Genomic DNA, 24,961 nt, shown 5'->3' with positions numbered 1-24,961 from the left:
GGCGCCGATCAGGCGCTGGGGGCGGCACGTTCGACACGCGGAGGCGGCCCTGAGCTCGGTCGGTTCGTGCGCGGCCCCGGATCGGCGGCGACCTGGGCATCCGCACAGTTAGCGGCCCCTGATGCCCGCGATACCAGTGTTGCGGATGGTCTCGATGGGGCGTTTGCGGCTAGCCTGGGTCCATGGCAGGTAAGTCCCGCAGCACCACGACTACTCGGGCGCGGGCGGGATCGGCGCGGGGAAGGACCACGGCGGCACGGTCCCGTTCGGCGACACCCCGCGCGGCGTCGACCCCGCGCGGGCGCCGCGCACCCGCTCGCCGACCGGTTCGACGCAAGTCGAACACCGCACCGCTCGCGGTGCTGAGCCGCGGCATCAGCAGCGGCTGGAACATGCTCGCGCGCGGCCTCGGCGCCACCACCCGGACCCTGAGCAAGGCGGGCGAAATCGAGCACGGCCACCGTCGCGACGGCATCGCGCTGGCCCTGATCGCGCTGAGCGCGGTGATCGCGGCCGCGGTGTGGCTGTCGGCGGGCGGCCCGGTCGGGCATTGGGTGGGTGAGGCCATTCGCGCGGTGTCCGGATCCGCCTCGGCCGGACTGCCGTTCGTGGCCACCATGATCGCGGTCATCCTGATGCGCACCCAGGCACATCCGGAGATCCGGCCGCGGCTGGTGCTCGGCGGCCTGCTGGTCGGCCTGCCGGTTCTCGGATTGTGGCATGTCATCGCCGGGGCGCCGACCGATCCGCACGGGCGTTCGCGCGCAGCGGGTTTCGTCGGTTTCGTGGTGGGCGGGCCGCTCACCGACGGGCTCACCGCCTGGCTTTCGGTGCCGATTCTGTTGCTGGCCATCGTCTTCGGGGTGCTGCTACTGACCGGCACCACGGTGCGCGAGGTGCCGGACCGGCTGCGCGAGTACTTCGGCACCGGCAGCGGCGGCGACGAATACGGTGACTACAACGAATACGGCGAGTACGACCCGGCGAAATACGACGCCGACGGGTTCCCGCTGCATTCCGGCAAAGCCAAGCGGCGCGGCCGCACACCGGTAGAGAACTATCCGCCCGACGAATTCGGCGATCCCGACGCCGTGACCGAGGTGATCGGCGAACCGCCGCTGCGCGATGCCAAGCCGATCGCCGCCGAAGAGCCCGTGGCGAAGCCGAAACCGAAAAAGCAGCGCCCGGTCAAAGTCGAAGACCAGACCCCGCCGCCACCCAAGCAACTCGAGTTCGTCGCCGACCGCGAGGTCGAGGGCGACTATGTGCTGCCGCCGATGTCGCTGCTCACCGACGGCGACCCGCCCAAGAAGCGCAGTGCCGCCAACGAATCGATGATCGAGGCGATCACCGAGGTGCTGGTGCAGTTCAAAATCGACGCCGCCGTCACCGGTTTCGTGCGCGGCCCGACGGTCACCCGTTACGAGGTGGAACTCGGGCCGGGTGTGAAGGTCGAGAAGATCACCGCGCTGGCCCGCAATATCGCCTATGCCGTTGCGACGGAGAATGTTCGGCTGCTCGCCCCGATTCCCGGCAAGTCCGCCGTCGGCATCGAGGTGCCCAACTCCGACCGGGAACTCGTCCGCCTCGCCGACGTACTCAAGGCGCCGTCGACCCGAAACGACCACCACCCGTTGGTGATCGGGCTCGGCAAGAACATCGAGGGCGATTACCTCGCGGCGAATCTCGCCAAGATGCCGCACCTGCTGGTCGCTGGTTCCACCGGCTCGGGTAAGTCGAGTTTCGTGAACTCGATGCTGGTCTCGCTGCTGCATCGGGCGACGCCGGAAGAGGTCAGGATGATCCTGATCGACCCGAAGATGGTGGAACTCACCCCATACGAAGGCATTCCGCACCTGATCACGCCCATCATCACCCAGCCGAAGAAGGCGGCCGCCGCGCTGACCTGGCTGGTGGAGGAGATGGAGCAGCGCTATCAGGACATGCAGGCCAACAAGGTTCGCCACATCGACGACTTCAACAAGAAGGTGAAGTCGGGCGCGATCACCGCGCCGCTGGGCAGCGAACGGGTGTACCGGCCCTACCCGTACATCCTCGCCATCGTCGACGAGCTCGCCGACCTGATGATGACCGCGCCCCGCGATGTCGAGGACGCGATCGTGCGGATCACCCAAAAGGCCCGCGCCGCAGGCATTCACCTCGTGCTCGCCACCCAGCGCCCCTCGGTCGACGTGGTCACCGGCCTGATCAAGACCAACGTGCCGTCCCGGTTGGCCTTCGCCACCTCGTCGTTGACGGACTCGCGGGTCATCCTGGATCAGCCGGGCGCCGAGAAGCTGATCGGCATGGGCGACGGCCTTTTCCTGCCGATGGGCGCGAACAAGCCGACCCGTCTACAGGGTGCGTTCATCAGCGACGAGGAAATCCACGCCGTCGTCGACTTCGCCAAAAACCAGGCCGAGCCCGAATATCAGGAGGGCGTCACCGCCGCCAAGACGGGCGAGAAGAAAGATGTCGACCCCGACATCGGCGACGACCTCGACGTGTTCATCCAAGCCGTGGAACTGGTCGTCACCTCCCAATTCGGCTCCACCTCCATGCTGCAACGCAAGCTCCGCGTCGGCTTCGCCAAGGCCGGCCGCCTGATGGACCTGATGGAAACCCGCGGCGTAGTAGGTCCCAGCGAGGGCTCCAAGGCCCGCGACGTCCTCATCAAACCCGACGAACTCGAAGGTTTGCTGTGGTCGATCCGCGGCGGCGAAGGCGAACCCCCACCGGAGGATTCCGCCTAGTTTCGACCGTCGGCCGACGGTCCCGACGCCGCCACATGCGCGGCGTAGGTCGCGGGTGGGCTGGCCACATACGCCATCTCGGTGTCCTCGTCGGCGACGAAAGTGTTCGATGAGTCGGCGTGGAGGTAGCTGACCTCGCCAGCTGTGAAGGTGTCGCCGTGTTCGGTGTGGTCCTTGTCGCTCGGATCACTCGAACAGCTTGTCGCCACCGGTGAATCGAAACGCCTGCCCACCCCAGCCGGGGCTGCCGAATCGGCAGGCACCAGCCCGGACCGAGCCGCTCCCGCACCACCGACTACACGGTCCGCCAGCCGGTCTCGACGCAGGCAGAAGCCGCGACCGCATCAACACCGCGCCTTGTAGTCCGCAGGTCCAGAGCCACTGAAGATGGCGCAACGGTGCCCTCGACACGCCCTCTCGGAGCGAGCCCGCACGCAAACCAACTACACGTCCAGCCAGCGCAGGAACGCGACCACGTAAGTGTTCGGGTTCGAGTCGATCTCGGCGACAGTGGCTTTCGCGCGCTCGTGTAGGTCAAGGTCCGCGCGGACGGTCATGACCGGATACCGGGTGCTGACTGGGCATGGATTGTGGTGACGGAGCCCATCTTTGCGCCGCGCGGTGGCGAATGTACTGACAGCACCTGCTGTGGTTGTGCGGGTGATTCTCGTTGGTTCGATTGGAATCCCGATCATGTTGGAGGCCACATGCCTGTACTGCGTACCACACTCGTAGCGACTGTCTCCGCCGCCATACTCTGGAATGGCATAGCGGCAGCGGTTCCTGCTGCGGCCGCGCCTGTTACCGGTTTCGGTATGCATGTCGCGGCTCCCGAACAGAACCTGATCACTCAGGCGCGGGAACGCGCCCACAGCGCCAGTAAACGCGGCCATGCCTTGGTCGAAGCCGCAGACAAGGCCGGTGCCTACCCTGACAAATTAGCTCTCGCTCGGACAGCAGCCGAGAAAATTGACTCCAACGCGAGTGCCGCAGACAGTGCCACCGACACCAAGACCGCCGCCGAGGAGGCCAGAGACGCCGCTGACGTGGCCGCGCTATTGGCCAACGCCTACGTAGACGCCGCCAGTGAGTACGGAGCTTCCGACGCCGAACGTGCCGCCGACCATGCTGCCGACCGTGCCGCCGATGCCGCCAGGACCGCTGCCGACGCTCCTGATGATGTAGACCTGGCCAATGCTGCCGCCAAGGCCGAGGATGCCGCCATCGAAGCCTTCAACAAGGCATTCGGCGCTCCCGAAGTCAAGAAAATCAAGAAGATCCGCAAGTAGAGGTACGGGGATGCGGTCCGCGCGGCGTCACTTTCCGTCGATGCTAACTGATTTCAGAGCCCATCTGAGAACTCACGCACTGTTGGTACCAGCAGGGGTCTGAGGCGGGGTGGGGGAGCGGTCTACTACAGAAATCCGGCGAGTTCGAGCAGGCGCCGTGCGGGCAGACTCGGCGACTGAATGGCCACCTCGTGTCCGGTTGGCGACAGTCGTTCGGTCAATCCGACCAGTAGCCGTAGTGCCACGCATCCCAGGAAGGTGACCTCGGCCAGGTCGATCACGACATCGGCGGCTGCCAGCTGTGCGAGTTCCAGATAGGCCTGGTCGAGTTGGGGCGCGGTGGTCAAGTCGATGTCACCGCGCATCGCCACCCGTGGAGGGCATTCCTGCGGAAAACACCGCACCTCACCGGGTCCGAGGTCCAGATATCGCTGAGCCGGGGATTCCGTCAGGATGGCGCTGGATGAACTCACGACCGACCTCACCTCCATGGGATCGGTTCGGTGCGATCCACCAAACAATTGTCGCACGACAATCATGGAGACGCTAGTCCTCGAGGCGGAACACTCCGGTAGCACGCGAAAGCTGTTGCCAGGCCACGCATCACGTCGATCTCCACTGCGCATCAGCGGCTGGGCACCTGGTGGGGTCAGGCGGCGGCACAATGCGGCCTCCGCGCATGAGCTGCGGGGATTCGCCTGTGAGCTGCGAATTCTCGGCAGAAATGTCTCGCCATGGTGAACCGGGCGTCATTATTGTCGATTGTTGCAGGGAAAGTGTTGGCTGGTGGTTGAGCTGGTCAGGCTCGACGCTCCTGCTGTGTGAGGTCGGGGCTCTGCTCGGCGCTTGCGGTGAACTCTGCCAATCCCACCAGCAGGGCTTCTCGCCCTGCGGCACTCATGCCCTGGAGCACCTGGGCCAGCTCCCGCTGTCGGGTGGTGCTGACCTCGGTGAGCAGCCGGTGCCCGTCCCTGGTCAACGCCAGCATCACTTCCCGGCGGTTGGCCAGGCTGGCGGTACGGGCAAGCAATCCCGCTGCCTGGAGCCGGTCGCACAGTCGGCTTGCCGAGGACGGCATGGCGTCCAATTCGGCGGCCAGGCCGTTGAGGTTGATCTGCCCGTGTTGTTGCACAATGGCCAATGCTTGCAGTTGAGAGGGCGATACGCGGGTCGCCGCAGCCTGCTGGGCACGACCCCATAGCATGACCAGCCGGGCCGCCGCCTGCTCCACAGACGCGGCGAGATCGGTTCCGGACCGGTCCGGCCGCCGCGCACTGCTCATGCCACTACTGTTACACGTCGACCCGGCATCGCGACACCCCTGGCACGAGGTAACGTCGTCAGAACCGTGTCGCGCGACAATTGTTGCGATCGACCGCAGCCACGTAGCCCCCGCGGGCTCGCCGACTCTCGGAGGCCCATATGACCCGCATCGGCGACTCGTTCGGTCACGCCGAGAGAGCCCTGCGCGCCAGCGCCCCCCATGCTCTGCTCGATGTCTTGCGGGCCACGCTGCGAACCGACTTCGCGGCGAGTTCGGTGGACCTGCTGCTGGCCGACTACCGGTTGTCGATGCTGCAGCCGGTTATCGAACTGCCCCACACCGCGACACCGCTGCCGATCAGGACCACGACCGCAGGCCGGGCCTTCACCGCCCAGCAGGTGCTGCTGGAACCGGGTCCGGACGCCGAAGGGGTCGTGATCCACCTGCCGGTGGCCGTGCGCGGCGACCGGCTCGGCATCCTGCGGGCCTGCCTGCCGGCAGCGCCCACCGACGACGAGCAAGACGCCCTGGCCGGGCTGGCCACCATGCTCGGGCACGAACTGATCGTCGCCGAACGCGACACCGACCTCTACCTGCAAGCCCGCCGCCGGGAACGCCTCAGCCTCGCCGCGGAGATGCAATGGCAACTGCTGCCGGGGCGCGGCTGTGCCCGCACGGCGTACTCCCTGGGCGGGCAACTCGAGCCCGCCTACACCATCGGCGGGGACAACTTCGACTGGAGCACCTCGGCCGAATATCTGACCGTCACCGTGTCCAACGGCATGGGTCAGGGCATCGACGCCGCTCTGCTCACCAACCTCGCCATCAGCGCACTACGTAACGCGCGCCGGGCGGGTCTGGACATCGCAGACCAGGCATGCCTGGCCGACCAAGCCCTCTACGCCCAGTACGGGGGCAGCCAGCACGTCGCGACTTTGCTGATGCGCTTCGAGGTCGCCACCGGCCGCGTGGGGGTGGTCGACGCGGGCTCGCCGCGCGCGCTGCGGCTGCGCGACGGCGTGGTCGAACTGATCGCGTTCGAGGAGCAACTGCCGCTGGGTATGTTCGACGGCACCGACTACCGCGAACAAACCTTCCAAGTCGATCCCGGCGACCGGTTGATCATCGTCAGCGACGGCGTACACACCGCGCAGGCCCCCACCGGTGTCGAATACGGCACCACCAACCTCGACCTCGCGATACATGCCTCCAGCAACCTGCCCGCCTCAGAGGCCGCACGAGCCATCATCACCGAACTGCTCGACTACCACGAGGGCACCGACCTGCTCGACGACGCCGTCGTGGTCTGCATCGACTGGAACAGCCCCCGCGGCAACTGAGCAAAGCCCACGCGCTCGCGTCGGTGCGACAGTGACACATCGTCGTCCTCGAAAGACCAACTCGCTGAAGCCCGGCGCATCGATGACGGACTGCACCGAACACTGCGGGATGATCGCGGCCTAGAGCCGATCAGCCGTATCGATTTGACCGCGCTGCCATCGGATGAAATTGTGTCTGGCAACGACAAATTCGTCGTTATGATCGTGATTACGGAGCTGTCGGAATACATTTCTGGTTGGCATTCGATTATCCACGTCGACGGGCCCGGTCTGCCTATATGGGGCAGGACCGGGCCCGTCTTCTAGATAGTGGAGCAGGATTCTTGTCTGCACTGCCACCGCTATCGGGTAGTAGCGCTGCCGCCTAAAGCGCCCAGCTGAGTGAGGTTCAGCAGAACACGTGCGCGTTGAAGATCAAGGTTCCGCCGTCCAAACCTCGGTTGGTCCCTGGGTAGGTATGGTCAAATCTGCCATTTACGTAGTCGACACGCAACTCGTTGCCGTGGGCGATAGCCCAATCGAAATGGCCGTTGAGGGCATGGGGGCCGCAGCCATCGAAGTTGTACCACTGCCCTCTGTGTGGCCCTTCAACCCCCCTGATGCAGGCCCGCCCAGGTTCACAGCCAGTACGCCACCATCCCCCAGGCGCTTCGACTGTTTTGACCGTCGGTGCAGCCTGGGTGGGGGCTGCGAATCCGATTACTGATGCGGCCATCGTGGCGCATACCAGAGCTTTTCCGAGACGATTGATCACGTCTGTGATTCCTTTTCTGTGGTGTGACTTTTCAGGCCAGGTCGGAAATTTCTTCCTAGAAATGCACCTGAGCCAGCGGCAATGAACTTCAAGGCCCCCTGCCATCCAGACGCAGGGCAATTGGCATTGCGGGACCTTTACTGTTGAAATGCCTTGCGTACTAATTTTCTAGAATGCGACGCACCCAATCAACTCGAATTTTCAACACCGTATCCCCACTTCCAAAACCGCCCTCCAGCAGCGCTGATACATCACTGCCAGAAGCTCTTGTATGCGACTGCTCGGTTTTCAACCACCGAACTGGGGCACAACCGATTTGCCGTAGCGGTTATGGGCGACTCAGGTATTTGGGCTCGCACGGGCGACCTCAGCCAGTCGACTGCTCGGAATCGTTGAGCGGCAAGGCGTCACCACGGCTACCGTGACCACGGAAATGCCAGGTCAACGCGCGAACGACAATTGTGTAGATGTTGTATGTTCCCTCGGCGAGATTCGAACTCGCACCTTCCCGGAATCTAGGTCCGGTGCCTCTACCGATTGGGCTACGAGGGATCGGGTTTCGTATCCGTGGGTGGAGACGAACCACCGACCTGCACCTTCAGCGGGTGCACGAAAAAGGGGTCACCCCTTGGCGTTTGCCGCGGAGTGACCCCTTTCACGGGTCTATGGAAGACACGGGTCAGGGGCCGCTCCGGACGTTCAGCCGGCGATAGGTGACGGTCGATAGCACGGCGTTGGACTGCCAGGCACCGTTGCGCGAGCGCTGCCGCTGCTCGGTCCCTGCCATCGTCCTTCGCCTTCCTGGTCGTGTGCGTTCTCTGGTATCGACGCTAACATCCGGATCCCGCGTTGGGAACCGGGTGCAGCCGTCTCAGAACGTTCGGTTGGTCTCGCGGGCGATCTTGAACCCAGCTCCGGTGGTGTTGTTCGTGCAGGTCACGCCGCTCTCGGCGGAGTCGCAAGTGAACGGTCCGACGGTGAGCATCCCACCATACGGAAGTACTCGTCCGCCACCGCGGCTACCGCCGTCGATCGGCGCGCCGACGAACACGCCCTGATTCAAGCAGCGTGCCCCCGAGCGTTTTCCGACAGTCAGCGTGCTCGCCATCGGACTCTTGCTCCAGCAGTCCTGGAGGTCGGCGGGCGCGGGCGCGGTCGGTCCCTGACAGCCGACCTGAGCGTTGTCATCGATCGGCTGATCGAGGATCGCGCAGAGGAACGAACCGGTCGGCGACTGGAAGTAGTACCCCATCTGCTGCCGGTACTGCTCCGGATCGACCGGACCGGACACGGGGCCGCGCGAGGTGGTCGGTGCGGCGGTGGTGGTCATCGGGGTCGTCGGGGTGGCCGAGGAACTCGGCGCCTGCGAGCTCGGCGGCACCGAGCTGGAGGTCGGTGTCCCCGAACCCTTGTCGTCGTCCCCGCATCCGGCCAGCAACGCCAGCGCGACGGCGCACGGCACCACGGCGATACGAGCTTCTCGGATTTGCATGACGGCATTCTGTCGTGCGGTACTCGGCTTTCGGCTGGGACGCGCCGTGTCACGCGGCACTGTGTTGAATGGCTATCACTCCAGCTTGCGCGCTTGCAGGGTGTAACTGAGCGGCAACCGCTCCGGGTGCGCGGTGAGGTGCCATTCACCGCCGATCCCGAGCGTCATCTGTCCGGGCAGTGCTTCCCATGGCACACTGCGGTGTTCGGTGAGTCCGGTGATCGACAGACCCGCGTGCAACAGCGCGGTCACCATCTCACCGAACCCGTGATTCCATTCGTGCGTGGTGGTTTGGTCGAACTGCACATCGGATTCCACGTAGGTGCCGCCGTCGGAGAACACCATCGGCTCCGGCGTTTCGAAGTACGGGTAGCCGATGACCAGCCGGTCCGTATGGCTCTCGTCGATCGTGGCGAGCGTCGGATGGATCTCCCGAATGAACAGCCGCCCGCCGGGCCGCAGCAGCCCCGCCACGGTCCGCGCCCAGCGGTCGATGCTCGGAAGCCAGCACAGCGCACCGATTCCGGTGTACACCAGGTCGAATTGCGCACCGCCGAGCGCGGATACCGAGTCATAGACATCCGATTCGACGAAATCGACACGCGCACCGGTTTTTTCGGCGAGCGTTCGGGCCTGCGCCAGCGAGGCCGGTGAGAAGTCGAGTCCGGTCATGATGGCGCCGAGCCGGGCCAGCGAGAGCGTGTCGGTGCCGATGTGGCATTGCAGATGCACCCCCCGCAGCCCGTTGACATCGCCGAGCAGCGGCCGATCGAACCGCACCACCTCGCTGAGGAAGTCCGGTTCGGCGAGGAACCGCTCTACCGCGTAATCGCGCGACGCGGCGTGTACCGGTGCGCGCTCGTCCCAGTTGGCCCTGTTCAGGAGGAGGTAGTTGTCGGTCACATTCGCCACTGTGGCACGGACGTACGACTGGACGCATGTGAAATTATGGTCAGCAATCACGCCGCTAGCCGACTGGAACGGACAAATCGGGCACTATGGACGACATGACCCCTGACGATCGACACATCGCATGCAGGTAACCGCACTCGAGTGGGTGATCACCATCGCGGTGGTCCTCGCCCTGTTCGTTTTCGACTTCTACGCCCACGTGCGCACCCCGCACGAACCGAGCTTCCGGGAATCCGGGTTCTGGTCCGCGGTCTATATCGGACTCGCTCTCGCCTTCGGCGGTTATGTCGCCTGGCAATGGGGGTCCACCTTCGCGGGCGAGTACTACGCGGGCTTCGTCACCGAGAAGGCGCTCTCGGTGGACAACCTGTTCATCTTCCTGATCATCATGTCCACCTTCGCCGTGCCGCGGATCTATCAGCAGAAGGTGCTGCTGATCGGCATTGTGATCGCGCTGGTCATGCGCGGGGTGTTCATCGCCGTCGGCGCGGCCGCGATCAGCGCGTTCAGCTGGGTGTTCTACCTCTTCGGCATCTTCCTCATCTACACCGCCGCCAAGCTCGTCAGGGAGAGCGGCCACGAGGTCGAGCACGAGGAGAAGCGCGACAGCCGGGTTGTCGCGCTGGCCAAACGGGTACTGCCGACCACCGACAGCTACGACGGCGACAAGCTGGTCACCCGCATCGACGGACGTCGCGCGGTGACCCCGCTATTGCTCGCGCTGCTGGCGATCGGCTTCGCCGACCTGCTGTTCGCTCTGGACTCGATCCCGGCGATCTACGGTCTGACGAGCGAGCCGTACCTGGTATTCACCGCAAACGCGTTCGCACTCATGGGTTTGCGGCAGTTGTACTTCCTGATCGGTGGACTCCTCGATCGGCTGGTCTATCTGTCCTACGGTTTGTCGGCCATCCTCGCGTTCATCGGCGTGAAGCTGGTGCTGCACGCGTTGCACGAGAACACGCTGCCGTTCATCAACGGCGGCGAGCACGTCAGCGTGCCGGAAATCTCCACCGCGCTATCGCTCGGTGTCATCCTCGGCATCCTGATCATCGCGACGGTCGCCAGCCTGCTGCGTACCCGGACCCGGACCCGGGTGGACTGAGCGGGGCGTAACCGTTCAGAACACCCGGTTGCTGTCCGGTGCGATCTCGAAACCGTGCCCGTCTTCGTCATTGCTACAGGTGACGCTGAAAGTCTCGGCCCGACAGGTGTATCCGTGCGCGCTCAGGGTGGATCCGGCGGGCAGCACCGGCCCGACGCCGGTGCCATCGCCGGGCTGGACCTGCGGCCCGGTGTAGAACCCCTGGTTCACGCACAGGTATCCGGCGTCCTCGCCGACCGCGAGCGCGGCGGCGGCCGGATCGGTGCTCCAGCACTTCTGCATGTGCGGCGGCGCGGGCCCGGTCGCGCCCTGACAACCCGCGGTGCGCCGCGGTTGGCCGATCGGCTGATCGAGGATGCCGCAGGTGATGCGGCGATCCGCGGTCTGGAAGTAGTAGCCGTCCACCGACCGGTACAGCACCGGGTCGGCGACACCGGGCCGGGTCAGCGGACGAGCCGAGGACGAGGTTGCTGGGTCCGATTTGTCCGGTGCACCCAGATACGCGTACAACAGGCCGGCGGTGGCGGCCGTCGACGCGAAAACCGCTACGTATGTGCGCATGGCGCGAGTCTGCCGTGTCGAGCAGGCGGTATGTCCGTATCACGCCCGGTGTGTCGCCGCAAGTTAGCTGACTTTCCGCCAACCCGGCGAAGATGCCGATGATTCCCCCGCACCCGCGAGGTGGCGTGCGGGGGAATCGGGACCGAGGCGGGAGCGGCCGGTCAAGACGCGAAAGTGCCCATCACCGGCTGCCATTCGACGACACGAACATCGTCGATCAACTTTTCCCGGGCGAACGGATCCTGGGCGAGCAGCGCGTTGAGCGCGGGCGCGTCCTCGGCCTGGAACAGGATGAGCGCACCGGACCCGTCCGGGTACGGCCCACTGCTGAGCAGCGTGCCGTCCGCGAGCAGACCGCTCAGCCATCCGCGGTGCTCGGGACGGTACGTGTCCCGGCCCGGAACGGTGGCGTCGGAGTACGTGTAGTGGACGGCGAAGATCGGCACGGGTGGATCGCTTCCTGTACGTCGGGTTTCAGAGAGTGAGCAGCATCCGAGTATTGCCGAGGGTGTTCGGCTTCACGTAGCTCAGGTCGAGGAACTCGGCGACGCCGGTGTCGTAGGACCGGCACATCTCCGCGTACACCTCGGCGGTCACCGGCGTGCCCTCGATCTCGACGAACCCGTGCCTGGCGAAGAACTCCACCTCGAAGGTCAGCACGAATACCCGCCGCAACTCCAGCTCGCGGGCGACCGCGATCAGCCGTTCCACCACGATCCGGCCGACCCCGCTGCCCTTGACATCCGGATGCACCGCGACCGTGCGCACCTCGCCGAGATCGGCCCACAGCACATGCAGCGCACCGCAGCCGACCACCCGGCCGTCCAACTCGGCCACCCAGAACTCCTGCACGGCTTCGTACAGCGTGACCAGGTTCTTCTCCAGCAGAATCCGACCGGCGTAGACATCGACGAGGCGTTTGATCTCGGGCACATCGGAGGTTCGCGCGCGTCGGACAACCAGTGCGGAGTGCTGCGCGCCGAGAGGCACGCCCGGATGTGCGTCGCTGGTCGAACCACCTAGTGGTCCCCGAGAGTTCATGGGGTGCAGAGTAGTCGGGTGGGTTACCGATAGGCTGAACGTGTGCCACACATCCAGTCGTCCCGCTCACCGCATCGCGCCGGGCAGCGGGTCCGGCGTGACGAGCGCCGCACCGGCGCCGGTATTCGTCGTGCCGCACACGTTCTGGGGTGTCGATGAGCAAGCGCAGCGAGGTAGCGGCGTGAGTGCGCAGCCGGAGGAGATCGACCGCAGCTGGGCGGCGACCACGCCGATCCGGTCCGGCTTCGTCCCGCCGCACGCCGAACCGGCGGTGCCGCTGATGAACATCGCGAACATCCTGACCATGCTGCGGATCGCGCTGGTGCCGTTGTTCGTGGTCGCACTGTTCGTCGGCGACGGGCACGAGACCTTCTGGCGGATCGTGGCGGCCGCGCTGTTCGGCATTGCCGCGATCACCGATCGTTTCGATGGGCAACTGGCGCGCAAATACGGCCTGGTCACCGACTTCGGCAAGCTCGCCGACCCCATCGCGGACAAGGCGCTGATCGGTTCCGCGGTGATCGGCTTGTCCGTGCTCGGCGACCTGGCCTGGTGGATCACCCTGGTCATCTGCGGTCGTGAGATCGGTGTGACCCTGCTCCGTCTGGCCGTGGTGCGCCGCGGCGTGATCCCCGCTGGACGTGGCGGCAAGTTGAAAACGTTGATGCAGTCGATCGCGATCGCGGTCCTGCTGTTGCCGCTGGCGGGTTGGTTCGCCGGCGCGGGCATGGTGCTGATGTATGTGGCCGTCGCACTGACCGTGATCACCGGACTCGACTATGTCGGCCAGGCGGCACGGGTGTGGTTCGCGGGCGGGCCGGGCCGAACGCGCGGCGCATGAACACGGCGTCCTCGGTGCTGACCGATCCGTTGACCGCGGACGTCCCCGTCGCCGAGCTGGTCCGGACGTTGAAGGCCGCGGGTCAGACCGTCGCGACCGCCGAATCACTCACCGCCGGACTGTTGTCGGCGACCATCGCGGGTGTGCCGGGGGCGAGCGCGGTGCTCCGGGGCGGCCTCGTGGTGTACGCCACAGATCTCAAACACAGCCTCGGCGGCGTCAGCGACGAAGTACTCGCGACGGAAGGTCCGGTCGCCGCCAGCACCGCCGAACAGCTGGCGGTGGGCGCCCGCACCCGGTGCGAGGCAGACTGGGGGGTGGCGCTCACCGGTGTCGCCGGGCCCGATCCGCAGGACGGACACCCGGTCGGCACCGTCTTCCTCGGCCTGGCCGGTCCGGGGCACACCGAGGTGATGCGGTTGAAACTCCTCGGCGACCGGTGGACGATCAGGATCAGTGCGACACACACCGCCGTGCGGGAATTGCTGCGATGTGTGCGCCGGCCGGACGAGCGCGGTGGGCCAGGTGAGTGATTTGTGCCGGGCGGGAACCAACCGGGCCTCGTCCGACGTTGTGCCAGAAAGAACGGCGTGCGTGGCACTCGTGAGTGTCATGCAGGTCCCCTGACAGGGAGCGAAGGAGAACGAGATGACGCTGCTGCGAGAGGCCATCGGGGACAGTCTGCGGCGTGCTCGTCTCGCCCAGAGCCGGACCCTGCGCGAGGTGTCCACCTCGGCGCGCGTGAGCCTGGGCTATCTCTCCGAGGTCGAGCGGGGCCGCAAAGAAGCCTCCAGCGAATTACTGGCCGCCATCTGCGCGGCCCTCGACGTGCCGCTGTCCCGGGTGCTCTGGGACGTGAGCACGATCATGGCAGGCGCCGACGGCCTGCCGACCCGCACCCCGGCGGACGCCGCGGCTGTGCCGCTGCCCGCCGAAGCGGAGCAGACCACGGCGGCCGAGGCCGTGCCTGCCGAGCAGGCCACGGAGGCGCCCGCCGCCGAGCCCGCGCTCGCCCCCGCGAGCGCCAGCCTGTCGGTGGCCGGAGCAGGCGCCCGCCCGCTGCCGCTGGCCATGGACACCCGAATCGTCATTCCGGCACCGAAGGCCGACATGTTGGTCCTGGTGAAGGGCATGTGACAGACAGCAACAGGTGGCAGCCGCGGCAACACTGCGGACCGGCGCCGAAAGCGGATAGATTCTCATCGGGCGTCGGTTGGGCCGGGTACACCCGGCCCACCTGCCGCATGGTGGAGGATAGGCATATATCGAGTGCGTGACGGTCGCGCACTGGAGTCGCGCTGACGGCGCGGCACGTCAGATGGAGGCGGGATCAATCGATGGCTAATCCGTTCGTCAAGGCCTGGAAATACCTGATGGCCCTCTTCGATTCGAAGATCGAGGAGCACGCGGATCCGAAGGTCCAGATTCAGCAGGCTATCGAGGAAGCTCAACGCCAGCATCAGGCCCTCTCGCAGCAGGCCGCGTCGGTCATCGGCAACCAGCGTCAGCTGGAGATGAAGCTGAACCGGCAGCTCGACGAGGTCGAGAAGCTCAATGCCAACGCGCGCCAGGCGGTCACCCTCGCCGATCAGGCCAGCGCCGCGGGCGACACCGAGAAGGCGATCCAGTACACCAATGCCGCCGAGGCGTTCGCCGCGCAGCTGGTCACCGCCGAGCAGTCCGTCGAAGACCTGAAGGTGCTGCACGACCAGTCGCTGCAGGCGGCCACCCAGGCCAAGAAGGCGGTCGAGCAGAACGCGATGCTGCTGCAGCAGAAGGTCGCCGAGCGCACCAAGCTGCTCAGTCAGCTGGAGCAGGCCAAGATGCAGGAGCAGGTTTCCGCGTCACTGCAGCAGATGGACTCGACCCTGTCGGCGCCGGGCACCACCCCCAGCCTGGACGCGGTGCGCGAGAAGATCGAGCGCCGCTACGCCAACGCCCTCGGTTCCGCCGAGCTCGCGCAGAACACCGTGCAGGGCCGCATGCTGGAGGTCCAGCAGGCCAGCATCCAGATGGCCGGGCACAGCAAGCTGGAGCAGATCCGCGCGTCCATGCGCGGCGATCAGCTGCCCGCGGGTGGTGCGGCCCAGCCCGCCGTCAATCCCGCACCGGCCCAGGCCAATCCGGCACAGCCGCAGATGAACAAGGGCCAGACCGCACAGCAGTAACGGTCGGACGCTCGGCGAGGACTTTGTCGGTGGTGACTGGTTCACTGGACAACGCACGGGTACCCGGCGGGCCGGCCGTCGGCCATGCCGGGACCGTGCTGGTTCGATCCGCGCTAGCAGTGGGAGAGATGGCATGACTCGGGATCAGTCCGGCAAGGCGCTGCCGGGCCGCAAGCGCGATGCCGCGATCGTGCGGGCGCAGGCCGCGCTCGCACCGCAACCGGGAAGCCTGCCCGACAATCTGCGTGAGGTCGGCGAGACCGCACTGGTCGCGGTCCGCCGCTGGGCCGACCCGCGCGAGCGGGAACTACGCCGTCGTCGCCGAGCGCGCCGCCGCAGCTTCCAACTCGGCACCGCCTCCGGTCTCACCGTGGGAGCCGTTGGGCTCGCCATCGTCTCGGCGCCCGTCTGGGTCGCCGTCGTGCTCGGCGGCGGGGCGGTCGCGCTGGTCACCGGTACCGCGCTGAGCGCCCGCCGCTACCTGCGGTTGCGCAACTCGCCGCTGCCGCAGGCCACGTTCATTCCACCCAAGCAACCACCGCTGTGGTCCCGCGCGCGTGGACCCATCGCCAGGCTGGTCCGCGCCGAACGAGCGCTGCACGGGCTCGGCGCGCAGATCGCCCGCGGCAACCGGCTGCCCGAGGACGAGCTCGCCGACATGCTCGAAACGGCGAGCTCCGGCTCGGCCGCCCTGCACGCCCTCGCCGCCGACGTGACCGCCATGGAACAGGCACTCGGCGCCATGGGCCGCTCGAATTCCCCCGCGGCCGTGGGTCTCACCGAGAACTTGCAGTTCGCACTCGGCCGCCTCGACACCGGCGTCGTCGAGTACGAACAGGTCGTCGCGGCCGCCGGACGGATCCTCGCGGTCCCCGAAAGCGCCGTGCTGCGGCACAATTTCGATGCGATCGTCGCCGATCTGCGGCACGCGGCCGACCGTTTGGACGGTTGGGCGCAAGCACTCACCGAAGTCGCCGACCGATCAGTGAGTGCGGCACCGCCGCCGCCGCTCTGAGCGGATCAGCGCGGCTGATCGCGGCGGCGCAGCTCTTCCGCCCTGGCCCGCAGGGCGGCGCTCACCAGCTCGCGGCCCTCGGCCATCAGGTCGAGCACCTCCCAGGACGCCTTACGGGCCGCGCCGCCGACGATGCCCGCGATCGCCCCGCCGTGCCGGCGGGCCGCCGCCGCTAATTCTTGGGCTAGTTCGTTTTCCATCAGGCACCGACCGTCACGTGGGATTCAGTGAATAAGTGTGTGCTGAACCAGGTGTGTACATAGGCCAACCATCCTTCCCAAATCACGCTATTCGGAACGCTGCGAGTAAGATCAGAGTACAACCGTACACTGACCTGAGTCCTGGCCGGGAGAGCGCAGAATCGATGCCTCCGCGAAGCGTAATCCGAGGTCGGTTCGGCTGGTACCCGACAGGTCGCGCACAACGATATCGGCCGGGGTATCCAGAGCTTGCGCGCCGACGCCGACGACGCGGCGCGGACCGGCCGCGATCCCGGCCGCCACCCCGGTGACGCTGTCTTCGAAGACCACGCAGTGCTCGATAGGCGAACCGAGTTTGTGCGCGGCCAGCAGGTATCCGTCCGGGGCCGGTTTGCCCACCGAGACATCCGCGGCGGTGATCGTGACCGGTGGCGGGGGAATCCCGGCCGCGCGCAGCCTCGCTTGCAACAGGGCGGGCGAGGCCGAGGTGACGATGGCCCAGTCCGCTGTCATCCGATTCAGCAGCTGATGCACGCCGGGAAGCGCCGCGGTGTCGACCGCCTCGGAGATCTCGATGTCCTCGATCCGGGCCAGCCCGGCCTCCTGCGCGTCGGCGGGCAGGAACAGGCGCACGGTATCCGCCGAGCGGCGACCGTGGATGCCGCGCAACACCTCGGTGGGGTCCAGGCCGTACTCGTGCGCCCAACGCCGCCAGGAGCGCTCGCCGCTGTCGACGGAATCCACGAGCACGCCATCGCAGTCGAAAAGTACTGCGGTGCACGGCACTTCACTGTGCATGGGATTTCTCCTCCACGTTCGTCGACCTCGGTTCCGGTACTGCGTGCTGCGCGGCACCCGGGGGCCGTGTGGCGCAAGCGCGCGAACGCATACGCGATCAGCGCCGCCAGCCCGGCGGCCCCGGCCAGCGCGGGTCCGGCCAGCGCGGCCCCGGCCAGCGGGATCAGCCGTTGCGCGGTGGCCGCGGCGGCGTAACCGGCCCCGGGGCCGCCGCCGCAGCCCACACTACGGCGGCACCGGCGCTGAAGGCACACGTCAGCCGCATCCGCACCGCCCTGGATGTCACCAACCGCGTCCAGGCCGCGCTGCTCACCCGGGATGCGGGATCGGCCGGTTGACGGGCAATTCACCGGCGAAGTGTTTGGTACACATTCAGCCGGGTAGTTGCTTTCTTGTAGCTGATCGGCCCGATTCCATACAGGGGTCGGGAACATTCACTACAAGGGCAGGAGCAGTCAGATGCTTGATATTGCCTACCGAAAATCCGCGATCGACCAGGACACGCAACGGCTGGATATCAGTAGATACCTGGCCAGGGGCAACGTCGAAGATCCGGTCCGACGCTCGCGGCAAACGCAGCGCATCGCCGACGATCTCGATCAGCCCGATCAAAAGGCAAGTGCCTGAATCACTTTCATCACCGAATGCAACGCGGAGGACTCACAATCATGACCGGAATGCTGGAAGAACTCATCGGAAGCGCTGTGTACGACCCGGAAGGCGACAAGATCGGCAAGGTCAAGCGGATCTACGTCGACAACACCTCCGGCGCACCGACCTGGGTGGCAGTGTCCACCGGCTTGTTCAGCGGTGACTCGCTGGTTCCGCTGGCGGGCGCCGAGCTGCGCCACGATCCGGAAGCACTGCAGGTCCGCGTCGAAAAGGAGGAGGTGAAGACCGCGCCGCATCTCGAGCACGACGGTCTGATCAGCCCCGAATCCGAGCGCGAACTGTTCGACCACTATCACATCGACCCGAACCGGGCCGGCATGGAACTCGGCGGCAGGCAGCAGATGCGCGGCGGCCGCAGGCCCGATGACGCGGGCATGGTGCGCTCCGAGGAGCGCCTCGCGGTCGGCAAGCAGAACGAGGAAGTCGGCACCGCGCGCCTGCACAAGTACGTGGTGACCGAGGAACAGTCCGTCAATGTGCCGACCACGCACGAGGAGGTTCGGATCGAGCGCGAGCCGATCACCGATCCGTCCCAGGTGGGCCGCGCCGACATCGGCGAGCAGGAACGCGAGGTCACCCTGCACGAGGAGCGGGTGACGGTGAACAAGGAAGCGGTCCCCGTCGAGCGGGTCCGCCTCGCCGTCGACGAGGTCGAGGACACGGAGACCGTGTCCGGCACCGTCCGCAAGGAGCGGATCGAGACCGAGGGTGTGGAGAAGAACGACCCCCGCAACCCCCGCAACCCGCGACAGTAGTGACCGTCCGCCTCGCGATGGATAGCGCCGGGTGAAGGTCAGGGTGAACCCTGATCTTCACCCGGATATCGTTGTTGACCTGGTGCTTTATCCGCAGCCAGCTGCCAGAGTGGAACATGTCGGATCGTGGGAGAGCGGTTCGCGGAAACCCTCGGAGGCTGGCAATGTTGTGGAAGATCATCGGTATCGTCGCGGTCGTCTGGATCGCGCTGGCCATCATCGGTGCGCTGATCAAGGGGCTGTTCCCGATCCTGGTGATCAGCGCCATCGTGTTCGGCCTGTACCTGCTGTACAAGGCGGTGGCGGGCTCGGACAACAAGGCGCCACTCAGCAAGTTGTAGTCTCCGCCTGCGGAGCGACTTCTGCGCGCCGGGTAGCGCCGCGAAGTCGTACTGCGAGCGGCGGTCGGGCGGATCCGGGTGTGGCCGGGACGCCACCAGGTAGCGCGAGCGAAGTCGCGAAACCGTCCGACCAGGGGCCGTGCGCTCCCCGATGAGGGGTAAGCGCACGGCCCTTCTTCATGTCAACCGCCACAACATATTTCGTTTGCCAGCGGGCGTCCCGCCGGGCCTGATCGGTGCCGGACCGCCTGCCGCCGAGGCAACTGTCACGGCGCTTTAGTCTGGCCTGACCACGCGAAGTGGCGAGACAGAGAGGCGGAGTAAATGGAGCAGATGCCGGAGGATTGGCGGCGCGGGATAGTGATCGTGGCGCATCCCGACGACATCGAATACGGCGCGGCCGCGGCGGTGGCCCGCTGGACGGGGCAGGGCAAAGACATTCGCTACGTCCTGGTCACCAGCGGCGAGGCGGGGATCGCGGGTCTCCCGCCCGCGGAGTCGGGGCCGCTGCGCGAAGCGGAGGAGATCGCCGCCGCCAAAGCCGTTGGCGTGCATCAGGTGGAGTTCCTCGGCTACCCCGACGGCCGGGTCGAGGAAACTCTGCAGTTGCGTCGCGACTTGGCCGCCGCGATCCGCCGTCACCGGCCAGAGCTGGTGGTGCTCTTCAACTTCGGTGACACCTGGGCTCCCGGCTACGCCAACAGCGCCGACCACCGCGCTGTCGGCCGCGCCGCCTTGGACGCCATCTCCGACGCGGGTAACGAGTGGATCTTCCCCGACCTCGCCGAGGAGCCGTGGTCCGCGCGCTGGGGAGCGATTGCCGGGCCGAAGGCAACCCACGCCGTCGACGTCACGGCGAACATCGACCAGGCCACCGCGTCGTTGTCCGAGCATCGCCGGTATCTGGAGGTGCTCAGTTCGGATCCGGTGGAAGATCAGGTGCGCTTCATCGTGGACCGGGCGACCGGGCCCATCGAGGGCTTCCCCGCGGAACGGGCGGTCGGCTTCGAGCTCTATTACTTCGGCGGGTGACCCGTGGTTGCCGTGAGCGTGGTAGCGGCTTCTCGCGATACGCCACGGTGATCAGCTCGAGCGGCGACGCGTCTGATGACCGGGAACCAGGAGTCGAGCGGAGCTACGGCGAGGCCGACCACCTTGCCCGCGTCGTCGGCGCGGCGCAGGGCTAGGGCGGCGTCGAAATCCGGGTCGGCCTGGAATTCGGCGATCTCCTGGTCCGTCATCGGGCCGCCCTGGGCGATCAGCGTGCGTCGGCTGGCGGCGGACAGCCTCTCGGTGTGCGCTGAATCCGTCGCCGCCAGATAGCGTTTCGCGACAACATGCAGCTCCACCAGCCGGGCGACCCGGGCACCGAGCAACTCGCGGATCGCGTCCGCGCCGTGTCTGCCGTGACCCGCGTCGTCGCCGGGGACGAGTTGGTGACCGATGTCGTGCACGAGTCCGGCGACCTGTAACTCCTCGTCATCGGGGTGCCGCTGCCGCAGCAAGGCCGCGCACTGCCGGTCGTGATCGAGGATGTCGACCGGATCGCCGCTGCGGTCCGGCATGTCCCAGACGTCCTCGCCGTTCGCCAGCAGCACCATCAATTCGTCCACCGTGGACACCCGCACGATCGCTCCACTCGCCGATATCTATTGGTCTAGACCATAGCGCCGTTCACGCAAGAGGTCACGTGAAGTTCTGCTGTCCAGCAGGTGAAGACGCGCGGCTGGGTGCGGCCGGGCGATCATGCGGACCTCTGCTTTCGCTCCGGCTATCCGCGACATGACGACGGACTCCGTTCGGCACCACCTGTTCCGCGGTGTGGCAGGCTGGGCGAATGCGAGTAGCCGTAGTCGCGGGACCCGATCCAGGGCATGCCTTTCCCGCTATCGCGTTGTGCTTGCGTTTCCTGGCCGCCGGCGATGAGCCGGTGCTGTTCACCGGTCCGCGCTGGTTCGACGCCGCACGTGACGCCGGAATCGGCGTGCGCCGATTGAAGGGGCTGGCCCCACGCCCCGCCGACGACGACACCGACGCGGGCCAGCGCATCCACGAGCGCGCCGCGCACATCTCCACCGAGATCCTGCCCGACCTCGGCGCGATGCTGCCCGAACTGGTCGTCTCCGACGTGCTGACCGCGGGCGGCGGCATGGCCGCGGAACGGCTCGGCGTTCCCTGGGTGGAGCTGTCCCCGCATCCGCTGTACCTGCCGTCGAAAGCCTTGCCGCCCATCGGCAGTGGCCTCGCCCCCGGGGAGGGGTTGCGTGGCCGCGTGCGCGACGGCGTGCTGCGTACCATGACCGCCCGGGATATCCGGCACGGACTGCGTCAGCGGGAACAGGCCCGCGAGAGTGTCGGCCTGCCCGCTACCGATCCCGGCCCGGCCGCCCGGCTGATCGCCACCCTGCCCGCCCTCGAGGTGCCGCGCCCGGACTGGCCCGACAACGCCCACGTCATCGGGCCGCTGTTCTGGGAACCCACCGACGCGATCCTGCAGCCGCCGCCGGGCGACGCCCCCCTGGTGATGGTCGCCCCCTCCACCGCGCACACCGGCGTGACCGGCATGGTCGACACGGTCCTGGCGGCCCTCACGGATGCCGGTGTCCGCGTGGCGATCTCGACCCTCGATACGCCACCGGCCGAGCTACCGCCGTGGGCCACCGCGGGTTTGGGTCGCCAAGACGAACTGCTCACCCACGCCTCGGTGGTCGTGGGCGGCGGCGGCCACGGGCTGCTCGCGAAGTCCCTGTCCGCCGCCGTCCCCGTTGTCACCATCCCTGGCGGCGGCGACCAATGGGAGCTCGCTAATCGCGCTGTCCGCCAAGGAAGTTCCCTCCTGGTGCGCCCCCTGACGCCCGCCGCAGTCCGGGCTGCCGTCCTGGAAATCCTGTCCACGCCCCACTTCACCGCCGCCGCCGAACGAGCGGCGGCGAGCGCTCGGGATGTCGCCGATCCGATCCAGCTGTGCCACCAAGTGCTGGACACGGTGCGAGCGTGGTAGCGGCGGTCGGGTGTAGCTCCACGCGGCCACGGTCGACGAACGATGGGGCAGGTGGGGCTCGCGGGACCGCGCGGGTATCTTGGGCACGGTGCGATTGACTGAGTTTCAGGAGCTGTTGCATACCGAATTCGGGACGGCCAGGGGTGACGCTTTGCTGACCGATCACGTGATCCCCGCGCTGGGGCGAACGGGAGCCGACGCGATCGAAGCCGGGGTGGACCCGCGCGATGTGTGGCGGGCCCTCTGCGCCGAGTTCGATGTCCCGCGGGCGCGCTGGTGAGCACGCCGGGCGAGACGGTCGACCAGGACGGGCCGCTATACCGGTTCGATGAGCGGCAGCGGATGATTCCGGTCGACCCGGAGCGGCTGACCGCGCGGCTGGCGGCGACCGAGCCGGACGACTTCGCGAGCTTCCGGCAGACCGGGATCGAATTGATGCTGCTCGGACGCTACGACGAGGCGCTCGATCGGCTGGATCGGGCGCTGGAACTGGTCGACACCGAGCAGCGCCGGATCAGCGTGTGGATCAATCTCGGCGACGTCTACCGCTATCGAGGTGACGCGAGCACCGCCGAGACGCTGTACCGGCGGGCCGTCGAACACGCTCGGTTGGCCGCGCCGGACGTGCTGTCGTTCGCCGTTCAGCACCTCGGCAGGGCGCTGGCCGAACAGGGTCAGCTGACCGAAGCGCACGCACTGCTGCGCGAGGCACTCGAATTGCGCACGGCCGAGGGCGATCCCGAACTGATCGAATCCACCCGGGTCGCGCTGGAGACGCTGCCCGCGCTGCCGATTCCGTTGCCGCCGAAGGTCGCCGCGCTGCTCGGTGCCACACCGACCTGGTCGGACGAGCACGAGGGGATGAGTGGTGGGGTCGCGTTCGTCAACGAAACCTATTGGGTCAAGCGGGGATCGAAGGCCGCCGCCGAACACGAGCGGCTGAACTGGCTGCGCGGCCGCGGAATCCAACTTCCCGAGGTGGTCGAGTTCGACGGCGACGTGCTGGTGCTCGCCGACGCGGGCGTTGCTAGTCTGGCCGCGCGGGACGACGCGGGTTCGGGTGCCACGTCGGTGGGCGCGATCATGGGGGCGCTGCTGCGTCGGCTGCACAGCATCCCGGTCGCCGAGTGCCCCTTCGACGGACGGCTCGACGTCGTGCTGGCGCAGGCGCGCCGACAGGTGATCGAGGGTTTGGTCGATCGCGACGACTTCGACGACGTGAACCAGGGAGCGACACCCGAAGACGTCCTGGCCCGGCTACTCGCCGAGCGCCCGGACCACGAGGATCTCGTGGTGGCGCACGGCGACTTCACCCCGCCCAACGTGCTGGAGGGCCCGATCCTGCTCGACGTCGGCGCGCTCGGGGTGGCGGACCGGTACCGCGACTTGGCCCTTGCCGTACGCGATCTGGGCGACGACTTCGGCGACGCCGAGGTGGCCGCCTTCTTCGCCGCGTACGGGCTGGCGGAACCGGACCCTCGCCGCTTGGCGTACTACCATCTGCTCGACGAATTGTTCTGAGGTTCAAGCCTTCTTGGCGTAATGCCGGGCCGCCTTGGTGCGGTTGCCGCACGTCGCCATCGAATGCCAGCGGCGGGTGCCGTTCTTCGAGGTGTCGTAGAAGAACAGCACGCAGTCGGGGTGGGCGCACTGGCGGATGCGGTCCGGCGCGTCGGCGAGCAGGTGCAGCAGGTTGTCGGCGGCCAGCCAGGCGGGTAGCCAGGCGGGATCGGGGACGTCGATGACATTCGCGGGGCCGGTGTCGGTGAGGGTGCGCCGGATTCGGCCGCGGTCGAGCACCTCGTTCAGCGCGGTGTGCGCGGCGCTCTGCACCACGTCGTAGATGGCGGTGCGGGCCGTCAGGACCGCGTCGAGGGTCGCCTGGTCGGCGGTCGCGCGATCGGCCAGCCCCGCCGAAGCCAGCCAGATGCCCAAGCCCGCCACGTCGGTGAGCAGGTCCTGCGGGTGTCCGTTCTCGTTCCACCGCGTGTCCAACAGGTCGAGGGCAAGCGGTTCGCCGAGGTGGGGACGTGGATCGCGCATAACTGAGGGTATCGACCTCCTTCTGGCCGCCGAGTCGACCACCGCCTATCTAACCGGTTATTTTCAGTTTACAGGTTGACCGGTGTTCACGGCTCCGGCTATCTTCTAACCAGTTAAACCGATAAAGACGGTTTACCTGTCGAGGAGGATCCCATGACCACTGTCGCCGCGCCCCAGCTCGTCACCGGGCACATCGGCCTGAACGTCTCCGACCTGGACCGTTCGGTCGACTTCTACCGCCGCGCACTCGGTTTCGAGCAGCTCGCCGCGAGCACCGACGGCGAGCAGAAGTGGGCGTTCCTCGGCGCGGACGGCAAGCTGCTGGTGACGCTGTGGCAGCAGAGCGCAGCCGCATTCTCGGCCGAAACGGCGGGGCTGCATCATCTTTCGTTCCAGGTCGACACCATCGACCAGGTGCGGGCGGTGGAGGCGGCGCTGCGCGAACAGTCGGTGCCATTCGTGTACGACGGCGTCGTCGCGCACGGCGAGGGGGTGGCCTCGGGCGGAATCTTCTTCGTCGACCCCGACGGCATCCGGCTAGAGGTCTACGCGCCGTCCGGCGCCGAATGCGCGCCCGCGCCGACCGGTGCCGCGCCGACCTGTGGATTCTTCTGAG

Annotated in this window: 30 protein-coding genes and 1 tRNA gene; 18 read left to right on the top strand and 13 right to left on the bottom strand. The window is 67.0% G+C overall.

From position 1 onward, the window contains the following. The first annotated feature begins 182 nt into the window (after nucleotides 1-182). On the top strand, nucleotides 183-2,753 hold the full coding sequence (locus tag ACFK0J_RS27740) for a DNA translocase FtsK (RefSeq protein WP_378732210.1): 2,571 nt from the start codon (nucleotides 183-185) through the stop codon (nucleotides 2,751-2,753). On the opposite strand, the gene ACFK0J_RS27735 is transcribed toward ACFK0J_RS27740, so the two are convergent. After that, the gene (locus ACFK0J_RS27735; protein ID WP_378732207.1) at nucleotides 2,750-2,962 is read right to left on the bottom strand and encodes a hypothetical protein; all 213 of its coding nucleotides are present in this window, start codon (nucleotides 2,960-2,962) and stop codon (nucleotides 2,750-2,752) included. The genes ACFK0J_RS27740 and ACFK0J_RS27735 overlap by 4 nt on opposite strands. A 498-nt stretch (nucleotides 2,963-3,460) precedes the next feature. Between ACFK0J_RS27735 and ACFK0J_RS27730 the strand changes: the two genes are divergently transcribed. Further along, complete coding sequence (locus ACFK0J_RS27730; protein ID WP_378732205.1) at nucleotides 3,461-4,042, top strand: hypothetical protein; 582 nt, start codon at nucleotides 3,461-3,463, stop codon at nucleotides 4,040-4,042. 125 nt (nucleotides 4,043-4,167) lie between these two features. Here ACFK0J_RS27730 and ACFK0J_RS27725 read toward each other — a convergent pair whose 3' ends face one another. Together ACFK0J_RS27725 and ACFK0J_RS27720 are read right to left on the bottom strand one after the other, a co-directional pair. Continuing rightward, entirely contained in the window at nucleotides 4,168-4,515 is a 348-nt protein-coding gene (locus ACFK0J_RS27725; protein ID WP_378732202.1) for an STAS domain-containing protein, read from the bottom strand. 326 nt (nucleotides 4,516-4,841) lie between these two features. Further along, on the bottom strand, nucleotides 4,842-5,324 hold the full coding sequence (locus tag ACFK0J_RS27720; RefSeq protein ID WP_378732199.1) for a MarR family winged helix-turn-helix transcriptional regulator: 483 nt from the start codon (nucleotides 5,322-5,324) through the stop codon (nucleotides 4,842-4,844). 140 nt (nucleotides 5,325-5,464) lie between these two features. Here ACFK0J_RS27720 and ACFK0J_RS27715 point away from each other — a divergent pair, with 140 nt between their 5' ends. Further along, nucleotides 5,465-6,646, top strand: coding sequence for a PP2C family protein-serine/threonine phosphatase (locus ACFK0J_RS27715; protein ID WP_378732196.1), 1,182 nt, complete (start codon nucleotides 5,465-5,467; stop codon nucleotides 6,644-6,646). Nucleotides 6,647-7,877: 1,231 nt separating this feature from the next. Here ACFK0J_RS27715 and ACFK0J_RS27710 read toward each other — a convergent pair. The 3 genes from ACFK0J_RS27710 to ACFK0J_RS27700 all read right to left on the bottom strand — a co-directional run bounded on the left by ACFK0J_RS27710 (nucleotide 7,878) and on the right by ACFK0J_RS27700 (nucleotide 9,795). After that, a tRNA-Leu gene (locus ACFK0J_RS27710) sits at nucleotides 7,878-7,952 on the bottom strand. 319 nt (nucleotides 7,953-8,271) lie between these two features. Beyond that, a complete protein-coding gene (locus ACFK0J_RS27705; RefSeq protein WP_378732193.1) occupies nucleotides 8,272-8,892 on the bottom strand; it encodes a hypothetical protein in 621 nt (206 codons plus the stop codon). Nucleotides 8,893-8,967: 75 nt separating this feature from the next. After that, on the bottom strand, nucleotides 8,968-9,795 hold the full coding sequence (locus ACFK0J_RS27700; protein WP_378732190.1) for a class I SAM-dependent methyltransferase: 828 nt from the start codon (nucleotides 9,793-9,795) through the stop codon (nucleotides 8,968-8,970). A gap of 130 nt (nucleotides 9,796-9,925) precedes the next feature. On the opposite strand from ACFK0J_RS27700, the gene ACFK0J_RS27695 reads away from it, so the two are divergent. Continuing rightward, nucleotides 9,926-10,909 (top strand): TerC family protein, encoded by a 984-nt coding sequence (locus tag ACFK0J_RS27695; RefSeq protein WP_378732187.1) that lies wholly within the window; start codon nucleotides 9,926-9,928, stop codon nucleotides 10,907-10,909. 15 nt (nucleotides 10,910-10,924) lie between these two features. On the opposite strand, the gene ACFK0J_RS27690 is transcribed toward ACFK0J_RS27695, so the two are convergent. The 3 genes from ACFK0J_RS27690 to ACFK0J_RS27680 all read right to left on the bottom strand — a co-directional run bounded on the left by ACFK0J_RS27690 (nucleotide 10,925) and on the right by ACFK0J_RS27680 (nucleotide 12,511). Further along, nucleotides 10,925-11,470: a hypothetical protein gene (locus tag ACFK0J_RS27690; protein ID WP_378732184.1), complete on the bottom strand. Its 546-nt coding sequence runs from the start codon at nucleotides 11,468-11,470 to the stop codon at nucleotides 10,925-10,927. A gap of 161 nt (nucleotides 11,471-11,631) precedes the next feature. After that, the gene (locus ACFK0J_RS27685; protein ID WP_378732181.1) at nucleotides 11,632-11,916 is read right to left on the bottom strand and encodes a YciI family protein; all 285 of its coding nucleotides are present in this window, start codon (nucleotides 11,914-11,916) and stop codon (nucleotides 11,632-11,634) included. A 28-nt stretch (nucleotides 11,917-11,944) separates the two neighbouring features. After that, nucleotides 11,945-12,511, bottom strand: a complete 567-nt coding sequence (locus tag ACFK0J_RS27680; RefSeq protein ID WP_218470421.1) for an amino-acid N-acetyltransferase — start codon at nucleotides 12,509-12,511, stop codon at nucleotides 11,945-11,947. Nucleotides 12,512-12,692: 181 nt separating this feature from the next. Here ACFK0J_RS27680 and pgsA point away from each other — a divergent pair, with 181 nt between their 5' ends. From pgsA to ACFK0J_RS27655, 5 genes are all read left to right on the top strand, one after another. Beyond that, nucleotides 12,693-13,352, top strand: coding sequence for a CDP-diacylglycerol--glycerol-3-phosphate 3-phosphatidyltransferase (gene pgsA / locus ACFK0J_RS27675; protein ID WP_378743066.1), 660 nt, complete (start codon nucleotides 12,693-12,695; stop codon nucleotides 13,350-13,352). 17 nt (nucleotides 13,353-13,369) lie between these two features. Continuing rightward, the gene (locus tag ACFK0J_RS27670) at nucleotides 13,370-13,885 is read left to right on the top strand and encodes a CinA family protein (RefSeq protein ID WP_378743064.1); all 516 of its coding nucleotides are present in this window, start codon (nucleotides 13,370-13,372) and stop codon (nucleotides 13,883-13,885) included. A 115-nt stretch (nucleotides 13,886-14,000) separates the two neighbouring features. After that, nucleotides 14,001-14,489 carry a helix-turn-helix domain-containing protein gene (locus ACFK0J_RS27665; RefSeq protein WP_378732177.1) on the top strand — a complete coding sequence of 163 codons (489 nt, stop codon included), beginning with the start codon at nucleotides 14,001-14,003 and terminating at the stop codon, nucleotides 14,487-14,489. A 200-nt stretch (nucleotides 14,490-14,689) separates the two neighbouring features. Further along, nucleotides 14,690-15,520, top strand: a complete 831-nt coding sequence (gene pspA / locus ACFK0J_RS27660; protein WP_218470417.1) for a phage shock protein PspA — start codon at nucleotides 14,690-14,692, stop codon at nucleotides 15,518-15,520. A gap of 133 nt (nucleotides 15,521-15,653) precedes the next feature. Further along, the gene (locus tag ACFK0J_RS27655; RefSeq protein WP_378732174.1) at nucleotides 15,654-16,535 is read left to right on the top strand and encodes a hypothetical protein; all 882 of its coding nucleotides are present in this window, start codon (nucleotides 15,654-15,656) and stop codon (nucleotides 16,533-16,535) included. A gap of 5 nt (nucleotides 16,536-16,540) precedes the next feature. Here ACFK0J_RS27655 and ACFK0J_RS27650 read toward each other — a convergent pair whose 3' ends face one another. Then, the gene (locus ACFK0J_RS27650; protein ID WP_218470416.1) at nucleotides 16,541-16,735 is read right to left on the bottom strand and encodes a hypothetical protein; all 195 of its coding nucleotides are present in this window, start codon (nucleotides 16,733-16,735) and stop codon (nucleotides 16,541-16,543) included. A gap of 111 nt (nucleotides 16,736-16,846) precedes the next feature. Then, the gene (locus ACFK0J_RS27645) at nucleotides 16,847-17,533 is read right to left on the bottom strand and encodes an HAD-IA family hydrolase (RefSeq protein ID WP_378732171.1); all 687 of its coding nucleotides are present in this window, start codon (nucleotides 17,531-17,533) and stop codon (nucleotides 16,847-16,849) included. 68 nt (nucleotides 17,534-17,601) lie between these two features. Here ACFK0J_RS27645 and ACFK0J_RS27640 point away from each other — a divergent pair, with 68 nt between their 5' ends. The 5 genes from ACFK0J_RS27640 to ACFK0J_RS27620 all read left to right on the top strand — a co-directional run bounded on the left by ACFK0J_RS27640 (nucleotide 17,602) and on the right by ACFK0J_RS27620 (nucleotide 20,333). Then, nucleotides 17,602-17,871 (top strand): hypothetical protein, encoded by a 270-nt coding sequence (locus ACFK0J_RS27640; RefSeq protein ID WP_378732168.1) that lies wholly within the window; start codon nucleotides 17,602-17,604, stop codon nucleotides 17,869-17,871. Nucleotides 17,872-17,992: 121 nt separating this feature from the next. Then, nucleotides 17,993-18,160, top strand: coding sequence for a hypothetical protein (locus ACFK0J_RS27635; protein ID WP_218470411.1), 168 nt, complete (start codon nucleotides 17,993-17,995; stop codon nucleotides 18,158-18,160). Nucleotides 18,161-18,201: 41 nt separating this feature from the next. After that, nucleotides 18,202-18,960, top strand: coding sequence for a PRC and DUF2382 domain-containing protein (locus ACFK0J_RS27630; RefSeq protein ID WP_378732165.1), 759 nt, complete (start codon nucleotides 18,202-18,204; stop codon nucleotides 18,958-18,960). 164 nt (nucleotides 18,961-19,124) lie between these two features. Next, nucleotides 19,125-19,301 (top strand): hypothetical protein, encoded by a 177-nt coding sequence (locus ACFK0J_RS27625; protein WP_218470409.1) that lies wholly within the window; start codon nucleotides 19,125-19,127, stop codon nucleotides 19,299-19,301. A 324-nt stretch (nucleotides 19,302-19,625) separates the two neighbouring features. Next, nucleotides 19,626-20,333, top strand: a complete 708-nt coding sequence (locus ACFK0J_RS27620; protein WP_378732162.1) for a PIG-L deacetylase family protein — start codon at nucleotides 19,626-19,628, stop codon at nucleotides 20,331-20,333. Here ACFK0J_RS27620 and ACFK0J_RS27615 read toward each other — a convergent pair. Continuing rightward, nucleotides 20,318-20,929, bottom strand: a complete 612-nt coding sequence (locus ACFK0J_RS27615) for an HD domain-containing protein (RefSeq protein WP_378732159.1) — start codon at nucleotides 20,927-20,929, stop codon at nucleotides 20,318-20,320. The two genes, ACFK0J_RS27620 and ACFK0J_RS27615, sit on opposite strands and share 16 nt — an antisense overlap. Nucleotides 20,930-21,138: 209 nt before the next feature. Here ACFK0J_RS27615 and ACFK0J_RS27610 point away from each other — a divergent pair, with 209 nt between their 5' ends. The 3 genes from ACFK0J_RS27610 to ACFK0J_RS27600 all read left to right on the top strand — a co-directional run bounded on the left by ACFK0J_RS27610 (nucleotide 21,139) and on the right by ACFK0J_RS27600 (nucleotide 23,823). Continuing rightward, nucleotides 21,139-22,302, top strand: a complete 1,164-nt coding sequence (locus ACFK0J_RS27610) for a glycosyltransferase (protein WP_378732156.1) — start codon at nucleotides 21,139-21,141, stop codon at nucleotides 22,300-22,302. 88 nt (nucleotides 22,303-22,390) lie between these two features. Beyond that, nucleotides 22,391-22,582 carry a DUF3046 domain-containing protein gene (locus ACFK0J_RS27605; RefSeq protein WP_378732153.1) on the top strand — a complete coding sequence of 64 codons (192 nt, stop codon included), beginning with the start codon at nucleotides 22,391-22,393 and terminating at the stop codon, nucleotides 22,580-22,582. Next, the gene (locus ACFK0J_RS27600; protein ID WP_378732150.1) at nucleotides 22,579-23,823 is read left to right on the top strand and encodes a phosphotransferase; all 1,245 of its coding nucleotides are present in this window, start codon (nucleotides 22,579-22,581) and stop codon (nucleotides 23,821-23,823) included. The genes ACFK0J_RS27605 and ACFK0J_RS27600 overlap by 4 nt, the downstream gene beginning before the upstream one ends. A gap of 3 nt (nucleotides 23,824-23,826) precedes the next feature. Here the strand turns inward: ACFK0J_RS27600 and ACFK0J_RS27595 are convergent, their stop codons facing one another. After that, nucleotides 23,827-24,345 (bottom strand): CGNR zinc finger domain-containing protein, encoded by a 519-nt coding sequence (locus ACFK0J_RS27595; RefSeq protein WP_378732145.1) that lies wholly within the window; start codon nucleotides 24,343-24,345, stop codon nucleotides 23,827-23,829. Between the two features lie 153 nt (nucleotides 24,346-24,498). Between ACFK0J_RS27595 and ACFK0J_RS27590 the strand changes: the two genes are divergently transcribed. After that, the gene (locus tag ACFK0J_RS27590; protein WP_378732141.1) at nucleotides 24,499-24,960 is read left to right on the top strand and encodes a VOC family protein; all 462 of its coding nucleotides are present in this window, start codon (nucleotides 24,499-24,501) and stop codon (nucleotides 24,958-24,960) included. The last annotated feature ends 1 nt before the right edge of the window (nucleotide 24,961 follow it).

Origin of the sequence: Nocardia brasiliensis (assembly GCF_042691675.1) — a bacterium.
In the GTDB taxonomy this organism is placed as follows: Bacteria; Actinomycetota; Actinomycetes; order Mycobacteriales; family Mycobacteriaceae; genus Nocardia; species Nocardia brasiliensis_D.
The sequence above is the reverse complement of the archived record's forward strand: the minus strand, read 5'-3'. Positions and strand labels throughout refer to the sequence as shown.